This is a genomic window from Acetohalobium arabaticum DSM 5501 (genome assembly GCF_000144695.1).
Classification (GTDB): domain Bacteria; phylum Bacillota; class Halanaerobiia; order Halobacteroidales; family Acetohalobiaceae; genus Acetohalobium; species Acetohalobium arabaticum.
Genome location: NC_014378.1, coordinates 1,635,972 through 1,652,753 on the forward strand (window position 1 = coordinate 1,635,972; position 16,782 = coordinate 1,652,753).

15 protein-coding genes are annotated in these 16,782 nt (G+C 39.3%); 9 read left to right on the forward strand and 6 right to left on the reverse strand.

Translation table 11 applies throughout. The features are described from left to right. Positions 1-26 precede the first annotated feature (26 nt). On the reverse strand, positions 27-1,175 hold the full coding sequence (gene nagA / locus acear_RS07935) for an N-acetylglucosamine-6-phosphate deacetylase (protein WP_013278490.1): 1,149 nt from the start codon (positions 1,173-1,175) through the stop codon (positions 27-29). A 221-nt stretch (positions 1,176-1,396) separates the two neighbouring features. Between nagA and acear_RS07940 the strand changes: the two genes are divergently transcribed. The 9 genes from acear_RS07940 (at position 1,397) to acear_RS07980 (ending at position 10,895) form a co-directional block, all read left to right on the forward strand. Beyond that, positions 1,397-2,308 (forward strand): metal ABC transporter substrate-binding protein, encoded by a 912-nt coding sequence (locus acear_RS07940; RefSeq protein WP_013278491.1) that lies wholly within the window; start codon positions 1,397-1,399, stop codon positions 2,306-2,308. After that, complete coding sequence (locus acear_RS07945; protein WP_013278492.1) at positions 2,308-3,003, forward strand: metal ABC transporter ATP-binding protein; 696 nt, start codon at positions 2,308-2,310, stop codon at positions 3,001-3,003. Before acear_RS07940 ends, acear_RS07945 begins: the two co-directional genes overlap by 1 nt. Next, a complete protein-coding gene (locus acear_RS07950; protein WP_013278493.1) occupies positions 2,997-3,845 on the forward strand; it encodes a metal ABC transporter permease in 849 nt (282 codons plus the stop codon). Before acear_RS07945 ends, acear_RS07950 begins: the two co-directional genes overlap by 7 nt. Before the next feature lie 528 nt (positions 3,846-4,373). Next, entirely contained in the window at positions 4,374-5,978 is a 1,605-nt protein-coding gene (locus tag acear_RS07955) for a spore germination protein (RefSeq protein WP_013278494.1), read from the forward strand. Positions 5,979-5,994: 16 nt separating this feature from the next. Next, the gene (locus tag acear_RS07960) at positions 5,995-7,092 is read left to right on the forward strand and encodes a GerAB/ArcD/ProY family transporter (RefSeq protein ID WP_013278495.1); all 1,098 of its coding nucleotides are present in this window, start codon (positions 5,995-5,997) and stop codon (positions 7,090-7,092) included. Next, on the forward strand, positions 7,089-8,180 hold the full coding sequence (locus tag acear_RS07965; RefSeq protein WP_013278496.1) for a GerAB/ArcD/ProY family transporter: 1,092 nt from the start codon (positions 7,089-7,091) through the stop codon (positions 8,178-8,180). Before acear_RS07960 ends, acear_RS07965 begins: the two co-directional genes overlap by 4 nt. After that, positions 8,167-9,384 (forward strand): Ger(x)C family spore germination protein, encoded by a 1,218-nt coding sequence (locus acear_RS07970; RefSeq protein WP_013278497.1) that lies wholly within the window; start codon positions 8,167-8,169, stop codon positions 9,382-9,384. Before acear_RS07965 ends, acear_RS07970 begins: the two co-directional genes overlap by 14 nt. 12 nt (positions 9,385-9,396) lie before the next feature. Beyond that, positions 9,397-9,855, forward strand: coding sequence for a hypothetical protein (locus acear_RS07975; RefSeq protein ID WP_013278498.1), 459 nt, complete (start codon positions 9,397-9,399; stop codon positions 9,853-9,855). A 44-nt stretch (positions 9,856-9,899) separates the two neighbouring features. After that, positions 9,900-10,895 (forward strand): DUF3231 family protein, encoded by a 996-nt coding sequence (locus acear_RS07980; RefSeq protein WP_013278499.1) that lies wholly within the window; start codon positions 9,900-9,902, stop codon positions 10,893-10,895. A 607-nt stretch (positions 10,896-11,502) separates the two neighbouring features. Here the strand turns inward: acear_RS07980 and acear_RS07985 are convergent. The 5 genes from acear_RS07985 to acear_RS08005 form a co-directional block, all read right to left on the reverse strand. Further along, positions 11,503-12,693, reverse strand: a complete 1,191-nt coding sequence (locus acear_RS07985; protein WP_013278500.1) for an acetylornithine transaminase — start codon at positions 12,691-12,693, stop codon at positions 11,503-11,505. A 14-nt stretch (positions 12,694-12,707) separates the two neighbouring features. Continuing rightward, on the reverse strand, positions 12,708-13,571 hold the full coding sequence (gene argB, locus acear_RS07990) for an acetylglutamate kinase (RefSeq protein WP_013278501.1): 864 nt from the start codon (positions 13,569-13,571) through the stop codon (positions 12,708-12,710). Positions 13,572-13,606: 35 nt separating this feature from the next. Further along, positions 13,607-14,833 (reverse strand): bifunctional glutamate N-acetyltransferase/amino-acid acetyltransferase ArgJ, encoded by a 1,227-nt coding sequence (gene argJ, locus acear_RS07995; RefSeq protein WP_013278502.1) that lies wholly within the window; start codon positions 14,831-14,833, stop codon positions 13,607-13,609. A gap of 37 nt (positions 14,834-14,870) precedes the next feature. Next, complete coding sequence (gene argC, locus acear_RS08000; RefSeq protein ID WP_013278503.1) at positions 14,871-15,911, reverse strand: N-acetyl-gamma-glutamyl-phosphate reductase; 1,041 nt, start codon at positions 15,909-15,911, stop codon at positions 14,871-14,873. 641 nt (positions 15,912-16,552) lie between these two features. Next, a complete protein-coding gene (locus acear_RS08005) occupies positions 16,553-16,753 on the reverse strand; it encodes a cold-shock protein (protein ID WP_013278504.1) in 201 nt (66 codons plus the stop codon). Between the last annotated feature and the right edge of the window lie 29 nt (positions 16,754-16,782).

Genomic DNA, 16,782 nt, shown 5'->3' on the forward strand with positions numbered 1-16,782 from the left:
GCCAATATGTATCTTCTAACCCATTATTAACCTGGATAAACTTTACTTCCCTTTTTATAAGTAGCCAGCACTTCTAACTCTTCATCAACAACGACAAAATCAGCCACATAATCAGCTTTTAACCTCCCCTTCCTTTCCAGCCCTAGCTTATAAGCAGGATTAACTGTCGCCAGCTTTAGAGCCTGACTGAAATTTAATCTCGTAAACTCTACCACATTAGCTACAGCATCTATTAATTTTAGAGTACTGCCGGCTAAAGTCCCATCAGTTAGCCGGGCTCTACCCTGCTTATCCACTGTCACTTTTTGATTACCTAAATTATATTTACCAGCCCCCATACCGGCAGCTTGCATGCTATCACTTATTAAAATTACTTTATCCACTCCCTTGATCTTAAGCAGTAACCCTATCACTTCCGGATGAATATGGATTCCATCAGCTATTACTTCACAGCTGCAGCTGTCATTATTCAGTACTGCTCCTACTGTACCCGGCTGTCTATGATGTAGACTATTCATCTTATTAAAGATATGAGTAGCACAGCTTAAACCATAAGAAAAAGCCTGCTGCATAACCTCCAAGGAAGCAGCAGAATGGGCTACAGAGGTAGTAATCCCTTGTTGTTCTAAATAATCCACCATTTCTAAACCACCATCAACTTCGGGAGCTAAAGAAACTATCTTGATTAAGTCCTTATAATCAGTTAATAACCGGTCAACATAACCTCTATTAGGAGCAGTTATGAACTCTTTCTTCTGGGCTCCAGCCTGTTTAGGATTAATAAATGGTCCTTCTAGATGAGCACCTATAATATTAGAACAGCTTGTCTGGGCTTCTTTAATTATCTCTAAAGTATCCAGCAGCAGAGATTTAGGAGCTGCTAAAGTAGTTGGCAGCAGAGAAGTAACCCCCGTTTTAAAGCCGTAATGAGATAACCTTTTGACACTTGCTAAACTGGCTTCCATCACTTCTACACCTGCTCCACCGTGAATATGAGTATCTATCAAACCAGGGATAATCTGACAGCCAGAATAATCTACTAATTTAAAATTAGATAAATCATATTCAGCTAAAGTATCAGTTATCTTCAGTACAGTACTGTCGGCTATAACTAAATATTGAGCCTTTGATTTCATAGGAGTATAGATTAAATCAGCTTTAATAATGCATTTCATTCTATCGCCTCACTGAGAATATAATAATCATTAATCATCATCTATTTCTATGACTCTGCATTTTCACCTGCAGATATAATTTTTTCTTTGAATTAATCGTATAAAAAAGGATATTATAATAAATCATAGTTATATAGTCATCTTTTTAATCAGCTTGATATTATTATTCAATATAGTATATACTTTATTGAATACAATTATTTTACAGAAGGAGGATTAATATGTTCAATCTAAACAGAGCCTTTAACTTAGTAATTTTGTTTTTGGTAGTTGGATTAATGTTAAGTATAGTTAATCCAGTAATGGGGCAGGAAACATCAACAGCCTATGTCAGTTTCTATCCTTTATATGATGCAGCAACTAAAATTGGTGGTAATCAGATAGATATCAAGTTAGTAATTCCTAACGGAGCAGAAGTACATAGTTATAAACCGTCTCCGCAGAAAATAGCCCAGTTAGAAACAGCAGATATCTTCTTTTATAATGGAGTTGGACTTGAATCCTGGGCCGATAAAGCAGTTCAGAATCTCAAAGGTTCCAAAGTAAAGACAGTTAATCTCAGTAAAAGTGTTGACCTGCTTCCACTTGCTGACCATCATAACAAACATCATAATGACCCCCATATCTGGTTGGATCCTCTCAATATGAAGATGATTGGAGAGGTAATAACAGAAGAATTCTGCAGACTGGATCCTGAACATAAAGAGATCTATCAACAGAATTTTGACCAGTTTGCTCAACAAATTGACCAGCTCCATAAGGAGTATAAAACAGTATTAGCTGATAAACAACAGAAGTATATTCTAGTCTCTCATTCAGCTTTTGGTTACTTAACTAACCGTTACGGGTTAGAACAGATATCGGTTACTGGAATAGCCCCTCACGAAGAACCATCACCGAATACTTTAGCCCGGTTGACTCAAAAGGCCAATCAATATAATCTAAATTATATTTTTAGAGAGACATTATCCAGTCCAAAAACCGTTAATGCCTTAGCCCAGGAAGCAGATCTTGAAATATTACCGCTTAATCCAATTGCCGGGCTAACTGAAACAGAACAGCAAAATAATGAAGATTACTTTTCCTTAATGAGGCAGAATCTTGATAATTTAAAGAAAGCAGTGAAGAAGTAATGGATAAGGTAATTACAGTTAATAATCTATCCTTTGCTTACGAAGAAGAGCCTATTCTTAAAAATGTTAATTTACAGGTTAACAGAGGAGATTTCCTTGCTTTTATCGGGCCTAACGGTTCCGGCAAAAGTACATTATTAAAGCTGTTACTGGGCTTGTTAACAGCAGACCAGGGAGAAATAAAGCTACTAGAGACTGAAATTAATGATTTTACCGACTGGACTAAGATAGGTTATATTCCTCAGAATGTCAGAAACTTTAACAATAGCTTTCCAGCTACTGTCAGAGAAGTTATCGGCTCTAATCTCTATTCAGAAATGAACTTTTTTAAATTATTAACAGCCGAGTTAGAAGAAAGAATTGATAAAGCATTGAAGTTAGTTAATATGCTGGATTATAAGGACAGCCTGATTGGTAATCTCTCGGGAGGCCAGCAGCAGCGCATCTTTATTGCTCGAACATTAGTTACTGAACCAGAAATTATCTTTCTGGATGAACCGCTGACTGGCGTAGATATCAATGCTCAGAATGAATTATACGAATTGCTGACCAAGCTAAACCAAGAATTAGAGATTACAGTCACTATGGTCTCTCATGATCTTAATTCTATCTATAGATATACTGATAGAATTATCTCAGTTAAAAACTGTCAACTTGTTGATAAAAAACAATTACGGGAGGGGGAGATATGTTAGAAATTCTGAGCTATTCCTTTATGCAGCGGGCCTTCATAGTCGGAAATATTATCGGAGTCATCTGTCCTTTAATCGGAACCTTTCTGGTCTTAAAACGATTAGCCTTAATCGGCCATACTCTATCCCATGTAGCCTTAGCCGGTATAGCCTTAGGAATGTTTTTAGGTGTTTATCCTCTTTATATGGCACTTATAATTTCAATTATGGCTGCTTTAAGTATCGAAAAGCTGCGGCAGAATTATAAAGACTACGCAGAATTATCACTGTCGATAATTCTAGCTGCTGGTCTGGGAATAGCTACTATTTTAATCGGTTTAATTAATGGCAATTCAGGAATCTTCAGTTATCTATTCGGCAGTATCTCGCTAGTTACTAATCAGGATCTATTTACTGTTCTCCCGCTGGGAATTATAATCATCGGTATTATTATCTATTTTTATTACGGTTTCTTTGCTATTGCCTTCAATGAAGAGGAAGCCAGACTGGCCGGAATTCCGGTTAAAGGACTTAATATTCTATTCATGATTCTAGTCTCAGTTACTGTATCATTATCGATGAGGATTATCGGCGGCTTATTAGTATCTTCGTTGATTACTCTTCCAGTAGCAACCGGCCTCCAGCTAGCAACTAGCTTTAAAGACACAATTAAGTACAGCATCATCTTTAGTCTGCTGGCAGTTAATCTCGGTTTAATTATCTCTTTCTATCAAGATTTAGCTCCAGGAGGAACTATAATTCTAATTAGTGTAGTCTACTTATTGGGAGCATTAGGATATAAGAAGATCAAACAGACGCTTCATAATTCCCAAGAAAACAGACTGGACTCAGATAAAAAAATTTAGAATAAAAAAAAGCAAATTACAAAGAATAATTTGTGAGCTAATCTTAATTCTCTACTTTTTATTGATATATTGTGTCACTTCCCACTTGTAGCTAATATGGTCTCATTCATGATATTGCAGGAATAGTCAATATGTATCCGCCGCTTGTCGTTCGCTCAACATCCTGTTTCGCTCACTCTCAAAAAACAGTTTTCCGCCGTCCATGGCTCCAAACTGTTTTTAAGAGTCGCTCTGGACACATATTGACTATTTATAGTACAGAAATTTCATTGGTTTGTTTTTTTTAACGCTTCCTCAGATAATTTTGCACAATTAGTTGATATCTTGCAACAAGCGACTTTAAAGCAGCCCCATAAGAGAAGATAATTAACATATAAAGTAGGCTCTTTAAATCGTATCTCTAAGATTAGTTTATTGCTGATTGACTAGGGCTGATTTTCGGAGCGTTTGCAAGATATCAACTCTAAACTGCAACATTATATCAATAAAACTATACTTACTTGCTTAAATAAAGGAGAAGGTATATATATGTGGCAGCAGTTAAAGAAGTGGCTACAGGATAAGTACATAGCACAACAGAATGAAAAAGAGGATACTGCTGATATGTTTTTCAACAGTCTGGCTGAAAATGAAGCAGTGCTGAAAAAACGTCTAGACAAGATCGATGATGTCCGCTTTAGAGATATCAAACCAGCTGATGGAGATAATAATCAGCTTAAGATGACCCTGGTCTATATTACTGATTTAGTCGATAAAGAAATAATTAATAATCATATCTTAAAGCCTATCCTATCCCACAAGCAGAACTCAGACTTGGAGGCATTGATAGAAGATAAAGATGCAGAAGTCCTTAAAAACCAGATTATTGATGCTGAGGATATGACCAAATTAGATAAAATAGAAAAAGCAATAACTGACTTAATGGCTGGAAAATCAATCCTACTTATCGACCAGACCCCCTATGTATTCAGCATCGCCACCCAGGGCTGGGAAGAGCGGAGTGTCCCTGACCCAGTAGTCGAACGAACTGTCCGCGGTCCTAATGTCTCCTTTATGGAGAATATCAAAACCAATACCGGATTAATTCGAAGAAGAATTAAAGATGATAACTTAAAGATAGAGCCCTTCACTAAAGGAAGACAGACCAAAACTAAGATAAATGTAATCTATCTCGACGGAGTTGCTAACCAAAAGATTGTAAAGGAAGTCAAAAAACGAATTGAAAGCATTGAAGTAGCCGGAATTAATAGCGCCCAGCATCTGCTGGAATTAATTGAAGATAATCCGCTGTCCCCTTTTGAAACAGTATATTTGACTCAGCGGCCTGATATAATATCTGCCGGCTTATTGGAAGGACGAGTAGCTATCTTAATTGACGGTACCCCTACAGTCTTAACAGTTCCTAAACTCTTTATGGAGAATTTAATCAGTCCTGAAGATTATTATTCCCGTATTTATTATACTCTTGTAATCAGAATAATTAGGTTTTCTGCCTTTCTAGTTGCTGCCACTCTACCGGCCTTCTATATTTCACTACTGGGCTTTCATCAAGAAGTACTACCGCTGACCTTGGTTAATTCAATCTATACTGCCCGGGAAGGAGTTCCTTTTCCTATAGCTGTGGAAATGATAGTCTACGGCCTCTTCTTTGAAGGGATTAGAGAAGCCGGAGCCCGAATTCCTACCGGCTTAGGCTCTTCAGTAACTATCGTCGGCGCCTTGATTTTAGGTCAGGCAGCAATCAGCGCTGGTTTTCTAAGCCCTGATGGAGTAATTATCGGTTCACTGACCGGAATTGCTGTCTTCTTAACTCCTACATTAGAATTTAGTAATACTTTATTAATACTAAGGCTATTATTTGTTGGAGCAGCAAGTATAGCTGGATTTTATGGGATGACTATTCTCTTTTTGTTAGTTACAATGCATCTAACCAGTTTAAGATCCTTCGGAGTCCCCTATACGAAACCGATAGCTCCACTGCAGCTTACAGACTTAAGAGACTTCTTTATACGGGTACCGTATCTACTGATGAATACGCGGCCTGAATCTCTAGAAAACGAAGATCAGACCCGCCAGGATAATCAGCCCAGCAGACGGTTCTTCTTCAAGTATAAACTAACAGAAGATGATTAATAAAGGAGAATAAAGAGTGAAGACAAGAATCTCTACTTATCAGACAGCTCTATTATTAGTAGTTACCATCTTAGCTACTTCAATAGTCTTTTTACCGGAATTAATCATTACCCGGGCTAAACAGGATGCCTGGATAGCAATCATTCTGTTAATCGGGTTTATGGGAGTTATTTCCCTTATCTATACTCTACTAACTAGACGAATGGGAAGCACTGACTTGATAAACTTTAACCGCCGAGTGCTAGGCCGAGTTTTGACTATTCCTTTAGGATTGGGCTTAATAGCTTACTTTCTGATCAGTAGTGGGGTGATTCTCCGCGAAACTTCAGAAATTATGGTTGCTGTTTATATGCCTGAAACTCCACTCTGGTTCTTTATTCTAACCGGACTCTTAACAGCAGCGGCTTTTGTCTATTACGGACTAGAGGTTATGGCCCGTTCCTTTGAAATATTATTCTATCTATACCTTGTAGCCTATCTATTTGCATTCTTGATTGTAATTAAAGACTTATCCCTATCCTTCTTACGGCCAATGTTAGCAGAAGGAATCAAGCCGATACTGCAGGGAGCCTATCCCGGCCTGCTTTTTTTCGGTGAATTATTTTTGATTCTGCTCTTTGCCCCGCAGATGTCTAAACAGAATCAGGCCCATAAATCATTATTAGGAGCAATTGGTATTATCGGTACCTTATTTTTAATTGCTGTTATCTCGAGTTTAGCCTTGTTTGGAGCAGAATTAGCCAGTAACTTAACCTTTCCGGTATTGTCAGTCCATAGATATGCTGAAGCCTTGGGCTTTTTAGAGCGGCTTGATCCGCTATTTATCTTTTACTGGATCGGCAGCGGAATCATTAAGACGGCTATTTTCTTTTATGGTGGTATCTATATCGGGCAGAAGCTGCTCGGACTATCTACATATTATGCTTTAATTCCATTTGCTTTACCGCCAGTCTTTTATACTGCCTTTTATTACTTTCAGAATGTAGCAGAGATCGCTGAATTTTTAACTACTGCTATACCGTATTATCTCTTTATTCAGGTGTTCTACCCACTATTATTATTAATCATCAGTCTCATCAGAGGAATCAAAGCTGAGGAAGGGAGAGACAGATGAAGACTAGAATCTCTACTTATCAGGCAACTCTATTATTGGTAGTTACTGTCCTGGCTACTTCGATAGTCTTTCTGCCGGAATTAGTCATTACCCGGGCTAAGCAGGATGCCTGGCTGGCAGGTATCTTATTAATCAGTTTTGCTGTAATCAATGCTGTTATTTATATATTATTAACCAGAAGAATGGGGCGAACTGATTTGATTAACTTTAACCGCCAAGTATTGGGGAATCTCTTAACTATTCCGGTAGGACTAGGATTAATAGCTTACTTTCTGATCAGTAGCGGAATTGTTATCCGTGATACTGCTGAAATCATGATTGGTGTCTATATGCCGGAGACTCCACTCTGGTTCTTTATTCTGACTACTCTATTAACAGCAGCAGCCTTTGTCTACTACGGCTTAGAAGTGATGGCCCGTTCCTTTGAAATCATCTTTTACTTCTTTATAATTACTTTTCTGGTGATATTCTTAATGATAGTCCCGGACTTATCAACTGCCTTTATTCAACCTGTCTTAGGCGATGGTATAGCACCGGTACTAAAGGGTGCTTATCCAGGTTTGAGATTCTTTGGTGAATTCTTCTTAATCCTTATCCTTGCCCCACAGCTAGCAAAGCAGAAAGAAGCTTATAAATCCCTATTGGGAGCAATTATAATCTTAGGTATTCTATTCTTAATGACTATTCTCTCGGCTTTAATGTTATTTGGAGCAGAACTGGCCAGTGAGTTAACCTTTCCTCTGCTGTCAGTACATAGATATGCTGAAGCTTTGGGCTTTCTCGAACGGCTTGATCCGCTATTTATCTTTTACTGGGTCGGAGGCAATATCTTTAAAGCAGCTATCTTCATCTATGGTGCTGTCTATACTGGACAGAAGCTGCTGGGGCTTTCTACTTATTATATTTTAATTCCCTTTACTCTACCGATCATCTTCTACTTTGGATTTTATTACTTTCAAAACGTAGCAGAAATATCTAAATTTATAATGTCAACTATACCATACTATCTAGCTATTCAGACCTTCTATCCGCTGGTATTATTGATTATTAGTATCTTAAGGAGGATTCAGACCAATGAAACCAGCTAACCTCAAAAAAACAGTCATTCTTCTGCTGATCCTATCTCTAGCAATTACTTTAAGCGGCTGCTGGAGCGCCCGCGAATTCGATACTTTAGCTCTCGTTAAGGGCGTCGGCATTGATCTAGCCGAAAAGGAAGACCGCATTAAGTTTACTATCCAGATGATCAGCCCCAATCCACAACAGGGAGGAGGCCAACCCGGTGGCGGTGGAGGACAGGCAGGCCAATCAAGCCAATTCTGGACTACCTCAACTACCGGCTACAGCATCTTCGAGGCCAACCGTAATCTAGTTAAGACAATCGGCCGCAAGCCTTTTTATCCTCATACTGAAGTATATATCATCGGAGAAGAACTAGCGCGGCAGGGGATCAAACCCTATATCGACTTCTTCAACCGCGATCCTGAGATCCGCCGCCGGGCCTATATAATAATTGCCAAAGGAGAGGCTGAAGATATTCTTAAAGCTCCGCATGGAGTCGAAACAGTACCGATCTTAGCCGTCAAACAGATCATCGATGGTCAGAGCATCAGCGGATCGATCTATTCCACCAATCTACGGGAGTTTACTGTTTCGGCGCTCAGCAATACTACAGATCCAGTTACAGCTGCAGTCGAGTTAAGGCCAGGCGGTCCCGAAGAGGAAGGAGAGGAGAATAAAGATAACTTAATCTACATCAACGGCGCCGCTATGTTTAAAGGAGATAAATTAGTCGACTGGCTAACTAGAAAGGAAACCCGCGGCCTAAACTGGGTTCAGAAACCGTCAGAAATCATCGGTCCTGTCTTAATTAAAGCACCAGATGAAGATAAAAGAATCGGGATTGAAGTGCTAAAAGCTACCTCCAGTGTAGAACCAGAGCTTGAAGACGGAGAGTTTAAAATGAAGGTAGAGATTACTGTCGAAGGTAATATTTCAGAAGCCCAAATCCGCAAGTATGATATCACTAAAGTGGGCAACATAACCCACTTGGACCAGCGCTTTGCCCAGGTAATTAAGAATGAAATTATCAATGGTTTACAGAAGAGCCAGCAGTATCAGGCCGATATCTTCGGCTTTGGAGAAACCATCAGGAATAAGTATCCCCAGGAGTTTAAAGAGAAGCAAGATAACTGGGATCAAATCTATTCCAAGCTGCCGGTGACAATTGAAGTTAAATCCAACATTAGACGGCCGGGTATGGTCAAGGAAGGAATCGGGACTTATAAATAAAGGAGGATTGTCATGTTCAACATCAAGGATAAATACTTCTCAGGTATAATGACCGGTATTCTTATTAATATACCAATTAATATCTTAGATTACATCTTCTATCTACTAAATATTAATCAGTATCATATGTGGCAGATTGCAGCTTCAGCTTACTTTAGAATTCAGGATGTAGATACTGTACCGGCTTTAATTGTAGGAGCAATCAGTGATTACTCAACAGCTATACTCCTAGCAATAACTATAGTATATCTTTTATCTATCACAGGTACAGATTACTTCTGGGCTAAAGGATTATCTGTTGGAGGCATTTGGTGGCTATTTGCTTTTGGAGTAATGTTACGCATTAAAATAGGTAGAATCGACCCTATCGATGCCGGCACCAATCTCTATCATGTAAGTGAGCATATGTTATTCGGAGTTTTAGTTGCCTGGATAATTACTAAATACGGCCAGGAAGCGTTGGCAGAATAACAAAATCATCTCTAACCAAACTAATAATGTAGGAGGTTATGAAAATGGAATTTTCTGATTTGCTACCCGATATCTCTATCTTCAAAAAATCAATTACTACTGAAGAACAGATTTCTTCAACAGAAGCATATAATCTCTGGAATGCCCTAAGGGCTAGATATATAAGTATTGAAACTTATAAGCTCTATCGAAACTTTGTCCATGATCGCGATTTTGACTTGCTACTTGATGGACATATCGAAGATTTTCAAGAACAGATAACTATGCTGGAGAATTTAGCTGATAAGTATAAAGTTAAAGTTCCCGCCAAACCCTCTGATCAACTACAAACTTCTGCCCATATTGATATAATCACTGATAAACTGATCTTTAGAAGAATTTATTCTGATTTAATATCAGAACTATACTTTTTAAGCCGTTCGATAAGCAGTACTACCTATAATGATAAGTTAAGAAGATACTTTATAGACTTTGTCGAAAATCACCTAAATAATTATGAAAACCTCTATAAGTATGGGAAAACAAAAGGCTGGACTGATGTAGCCCCTTCATTTAAAACCCACCAACCGGGTGAAAAAGAGCAGTTATCTGCCGGAGAAGCAGGCCATATCTGGGATCATCTTAATCTAAGGTATGACCAAGTCCAACTGACCCGTATCTTCCTAGACTTCGTTCACGATACAGAATTTAAATTAATATTGGAACAGGGAAACAAAATCCTTCAAAAACAGGCTAAATTACTGGCAGAGAAAGCAACTGAATATGAAGTACCAACCCCGGAAAAACCCCCAGCTTCTCAAAAAGCAAAGATAGATCCAGAAATCATGGAAGATAAATTTGCCTACCGGGTCATTCTCAAAGGAATCCAGGAAGCTATTGACTCCCACATTGGAGCAGTAATCGAAACCATCAGAAATGATAAACTGCGTAAGTTGTTCTTTGATCTCTATAACGAAGAGGTTGAACTCTTTAATGATTTAATTGAATACGGTAAGATGAAAGGCTGGACACATATAATACCTACTTATAGAAAAGCTTAAAATATATTGAGATAATGTTGCAGTTTAGAGTTGATATCTTGCAAACGCTCCGAAAATCAGTCCTAGTCATTCAGTAATAAATTGCCCTTATAGCTAATTTTAAAATTTTAGCTTATATGATAATCATTCTCTCTTTTGGGACTGCTTTAAAGTCGCTTGTTGCAAGATATCAACTAATTGTGCAAAATAATCTGAGGGGCGTGTTAAAACCAGATTAATGAAATTTCTGTGCTGTAATTGCAGCAATACATTTTGTTATCAATAGTCAATATGTGTCCAGAGCGACTCTCACTGGCGCTAACCGCAACGTCCTGTTGCAGCGCCAGTACTAGGACGTCCTGTCCGTCGTTAAAACTAACCCGGAACCATGGAGGCTGTAGAGAAACAGATTTTAGCTCCTTGTTTTTAAATCAGAGCATTAATATTATCTCTTTGCTCAATAAGTTCATCCCATAGCCAGCATTGGTTTGTATGCTGGCTATGGTGGAAGGCTAGTTTTCGAGAGTGAGTGAGACAGGACGTCGAACGAACGGCAAGCGGCGGATACATATTGACTATAATCTGCAATATCTTGAAAGTACAAAACTGCAACAATTTAAGTTGACATCTATGACTCTGCAATTATCTCTTCCAATATTGCCACTGCTTCATCAATATCACTCTCTTCTACAATCAGCGGCGGTACAAAGCGCAGCGTCGTATCACTGACGGCATTAATCAATAAACCCTGCTCGAAGGCCTCACTGACTATTTCATTAGCATCAAACTCAACTTCTAGGCCAATCATCAGCCCCTTACCGCGGATGCTGTCCACTACATCATACTTTTCAACTAAATCCTGCAGCTTAGCCTGGAAGTAATCTCCCATCTCAGCTGCATACTCAACTAAGTCTTCCTCCAGAATGGTACTCAGCGTTGCATAGGCTGCAGCACAGGCTAAAGGATTACCGCCGAAGGTAGAACCGTGATCACCGGGAGTAAATGCATCAGCCACCTCTTCTTTAGCCAGAAAAGCACTAACCGGTACGCCGTTGCCTAAAGCTTTAGCTAGACTAAAGATATCCGGCTCAATGCCGTAGTGCTCGTAGGCAAAGAGCTTGCCAGTCCGGCCAAGGCCTGTCTGAATCTCATCTAAAATAAGTAAAATACCTTCCTCATCACATAATTCTCTGATGCCCTTGAGATACTCTTGAGTGGCCGGATTGATACCACCTTCACCCTGAATCGGTTCGACCATAATGGCAGCAGTCTTATCGGTAACTGCTTCCTTGAGAGCTTCTAAATCATTATACGGTGCTGATTTAAAGCCTTCGGGCAGCGGTACAAAGGGCTTCTGATACTTCTTCTGGCCTGTGGCAGCTATTGTAGCCAGCGTCCGGCCGTGGAAGGACTTTGTAGTTGTAATCACCTCATAACGATCCTCATTCTGCGCTTTAAAGTATTTCCGGGCTAGCTTAATTGCTCCTTCATTGGCTTCCGCTCCGCTGTTGCCGTAGAAGACTTTGTCACCGGCTGAATTCTCCACCAGCAATTCATTCAGTTTAGCCTGCGGTTCGATATAATAGATATTGGTACAGTGAATTACTTTATCCACCTGCTCCTTGATTGCTTCATTAACCTTCGGATGACTGTGGCCTAAGGCATTAACTGCAATTCCGGCTAAAAAATCAAGATATTCATTACCATCTTTATCATAGATTCTCACGCCTTCTCCTTTATCAACTACAATCGGTACTCGATCATTGAAGACATTCATAAAGTAATCTTTATCTGCCTGGACAATCTCTTCCTTCTTCATTCTACTCCCTCCTCTTATTTAGTTATCATAGTTCCGATTCCTCTATCAGTAAATATCTCCAACAGCAAAGAATGGGATATTCTACCATCCAGAATATGTGTTCTCCTCACTCCGCCATCTAAGGCATCAATACAGGAGTTCACCTTAGGAATCATTCCCCCGGCTATCTGTCCTGTTTCTATCATATCCTCAGCTTCTTCTATTGTCAGCGAGGAAATCAAAGAATCTTTATCACTTTCTTCTTCTAAGATCCCCTCAACATTTGTCAGTAGAATTAACTTATCAGCATCTAAAGCCGCTGCTAGCTGTCCAGCAACTAAATCAGCATTAATATTATAACTCTCACCTTCTGAACCGACACCGATCGGCGATACAACCGGCAGAAAACCGCTGTTTATCAGATTATCCAGCACCTCAGGATTAATCTCTGTTACCTGTCCAACATATCCTAAATCTACATCATCCTCCAGTTCATAATCCTCAGCTTCAATCAAATTACCGTCCTTACCGGAGATGCCGATGGATTTACTGCCGAATTGATTAGCCAGCGAAACAATCTCTTTGTTGACCTGTCCTACTAAAACCATCTCCACAACTTCCATAATCTCTTTAGTCGTAATTCTAAGTCCCTGATGAAACTGACTCTCGATTCCAAATCTATCCAAGGTCTCATTAATTACTGGCCCACCACCGTGGACAATCACCGGATTAACTCCTACATACTTAAGTAATGTAATATCCTCTAATACTGACTTCTTAATCTCATCATTAACCATAGCACTACCGCCGTACTTAATTACTACTGTTTTATCATGAAATTTACGCATATAAGGTAATGCTTCAACTAATATATCTGCTTTCTTAATTAAGTCCTCCACTTTATCACTCCACTTCTCAACTATAAATTATATTTTTACGTATGATATTCACCATTAATCTTAACATACTCATATGAAAGGTCACAGGTCCAGACTTTGGCCTGTCCCGAACCTAAATGTAGATTAAGCTTGATCTTAATCTCATCACGGGCTAACAGATCACGCAGCTTTTCAGGATCAGTTAATTCCTGTTTTCCGTCTACCAGCAGTTTCTGGCCATTAATCTCTAAATCTAGCCTGTCTAATTCTATCTGACCGCCGGAATAGCCTGCGGCAGCTACTATTCTGCCCCAATTAGGATCTTCGCCGAATAATGCAGTCTTAACTAATTGGGAGTTTGCTATTGCTCTAGCAATGGAATTAGCATCACTTAAAGTCAGAGCATTTACTACCTCTATTTCTACAAATTTAGTTGCTCCTTCGCCGTCTTTAACTATCTGTTGGGCTAGATACTTGGTTACTTCCTTTAATGCAGCCAGGAATTTATAGTAATTATCTCCCTTATGATTGATCTGTTCATTTCCTGCCTGACCGTTAGCCATAATAGCCACTGCATCATTTGTACTCTGATCACCGTCCACAGTAATCCGATTGAAAGATTCATCGACAGCTTCAGTCAATGCTTCCTGCAGCAACTGCTGAGAAATATTAAGATCAGTTGTAAGAAAACCCAACATTGTCGCCATATTGGGTTCAATCATTCCTGAGCCCTTAGACATACCGCCTAAGATTACTTCCCGGCCATCTATTTCAAAAGCCACAGCCATCTCCTTAGGATAGGTATCTGTAGTCATAATCGCCCGGCAGGCCTTCTTTCCGCCGGCGGGATGGAGCTGATCTGTAATCTCCTCAATTCCAGAAGTTACAGCCTCCATCGGCAGCTGCTGACCGATAATTCCTGTCGAAGCCGGAAAGATTAAATCAGCATCGATCCCTAACTCCTCTCCCAGTGATTCATTTATCCTATTAGCATTCTTAAATCCTTCTTCGCCGGTACAGGCATTGGCATTACCGCTGTTGATAATAAAGGCCTGAGCCGTACCGCGTTCCTTGATCTCTTGACCAATCAAGACCGGCGCTGCCTTAACTTGATTCTGAGTAAAAACAGCTGCCAGATTTGCCTCTGTTTCACTATATATCAAAGCTAAATCCTTTTCATACTCTTTGATGCCACAATTAATCCCTGCTCCCAAAAATCCTAGCGTATTAGTAATTCCCCCTGATAGATCTTTGAACTCTACTTCTACTGGATTAGTAACCATACCATCGCCTCCTTTATTTATTACTACATTCACTAGACTATGGAATTATTCCTGCAAAATCCAAACCTTCTTTTTCATCTAAATCAGACATTAGATTCAGATTTTGGATAGCCTGGCCGCTGGCTCCCTTGATTAAATTATCTATCACAGAAATAATTATTAGTCTTCCCGTCCGCTTATCTAGCTTAATTCCTAAGTCACAGTAATTAGAACCTGTTACCTCTTTAACCTCCGGCATCTTTTCCTCCTGTCTAATGCGGGCAAAAGGTTCTTGACTGTAGAATTTCTGGTATAATTCTATTAACTCTTTGCTGTTTACCTTCTGGGTTAAATCAGCATAAATCGTACTCAGAATCCCCCGTTTCATAGGCACTAAATGAGGTGTGAAAGAAAGTATAACCTCTTTAGCTGATAAACCGGCTAAATTCTGCTCTATTTCTGATGTATGGCGGTGCTCACCAACTTTATAGGCCTTAAAGCTTTCGGCTACTTCCGAAAAATGGGTTACCCGACTGGGCTTTCTACCGGCTCCTGTCACTCCGGATTTAGCATCAATAATGATGCTCTGACTATCAACAAGCCCTTCTTCTACTACCGGCGCCAAAGCTAATGTAGCCGAAGTAGGATAACAGCCGGGATTGGCTACCAAACCGGCTTCTTTAATTTCTTCTTTATTCAGCTCCGGCAGCCCATAGACTGCTTTATCAATCAACTCAGAGCTTTCATGCTTCTGCTGATACCAGTCTTCATAGATCTTCTGGCTACTGTAACGATAATCTCCGCTTAAATCTATCACTTTTACGCCAGCCTTAATTAACTCCGGTACTACCGACATAGAAACACCGTGCGGTAAAGCCGTAAAGACTATATCTACTCTTTTAGCCTGCTGTTTTATATCAATCTCTTCACACTTTAGGTCAACAATTCCCGCTAAAGCAGGATAAACTTCAGATATCTTCTGTCCCGTAAAGCTTCTCGAGGTCAGAAATTCTATCTCTACTTTAGAATGATTGGTCAATAAGCGGACTAATTCAGCTCCGGCATAGCCGGTTGCTCCTATAATTCCTGCTTTAATCATTGGTATCACCTCTTTTTTGATAATCAACTTTTAAAAGTTGCAACTTTATTGATATATTGTGTCACTTTCCATTTGCAGCTAATATAGTTTCTTTCATGATATTACGGGAATAGTCAATATGTATCCGCCGCTTGTCGTTCGCTCAACGTCCTGTTTCGCTCACTGTCAAAAACTGCCCCTCCGTCGTCCATGACTCCGGGTCAGTTTTAAGAATCACTCTGGACACATATTGACTATCTGTAATAAAGTGTTATCATCAATGAAAGTTACATTTAGAAGTTACTCTAGATACATGATAATATATTAGATTACAAATAGTCAACATTTCTCTAGAGCGACTCTTAAGATTAGTCCGGAACCACGGACGGTGGAGGACTAATCTTTGAGAATGAGTGAGACAGGACGTCGAACGAATGGCAAGCGTAAGAGATTTGTTGACTATAATCTGCAATATCTTAAACGAACGGCAAGTGTTTGCAAGATATCAACTCTAAACTGCAACAATATATCAATATAACATTGATTATAATTATACACAACAACGTATAAAAATGCAAATGTTTGATAGAAATTAAAAAGAGCCTCCCGCTAAACGGAAGGCTCTTATCAGAAGAATTTATATTATTCTCCATAATAGGCAGTTATATTTTAGTTACCTCTTCAGCTTGAGGACCTTTATCGCCCTCTACTACTTTAAACTGCACCTCTTGTCCTTCTTCTAATGTCTTAAATCCTTCTTCCTCAATTGCAGAAAAATGTACGAATACATCATCTTCTCCTGGTACTTCAATAAATCCATAACCTTTTTTTCCATCAAACCACTTTACTGTTCCTGTTTTCATAATTACTAATTCCTCCTATTTTTTCTTAC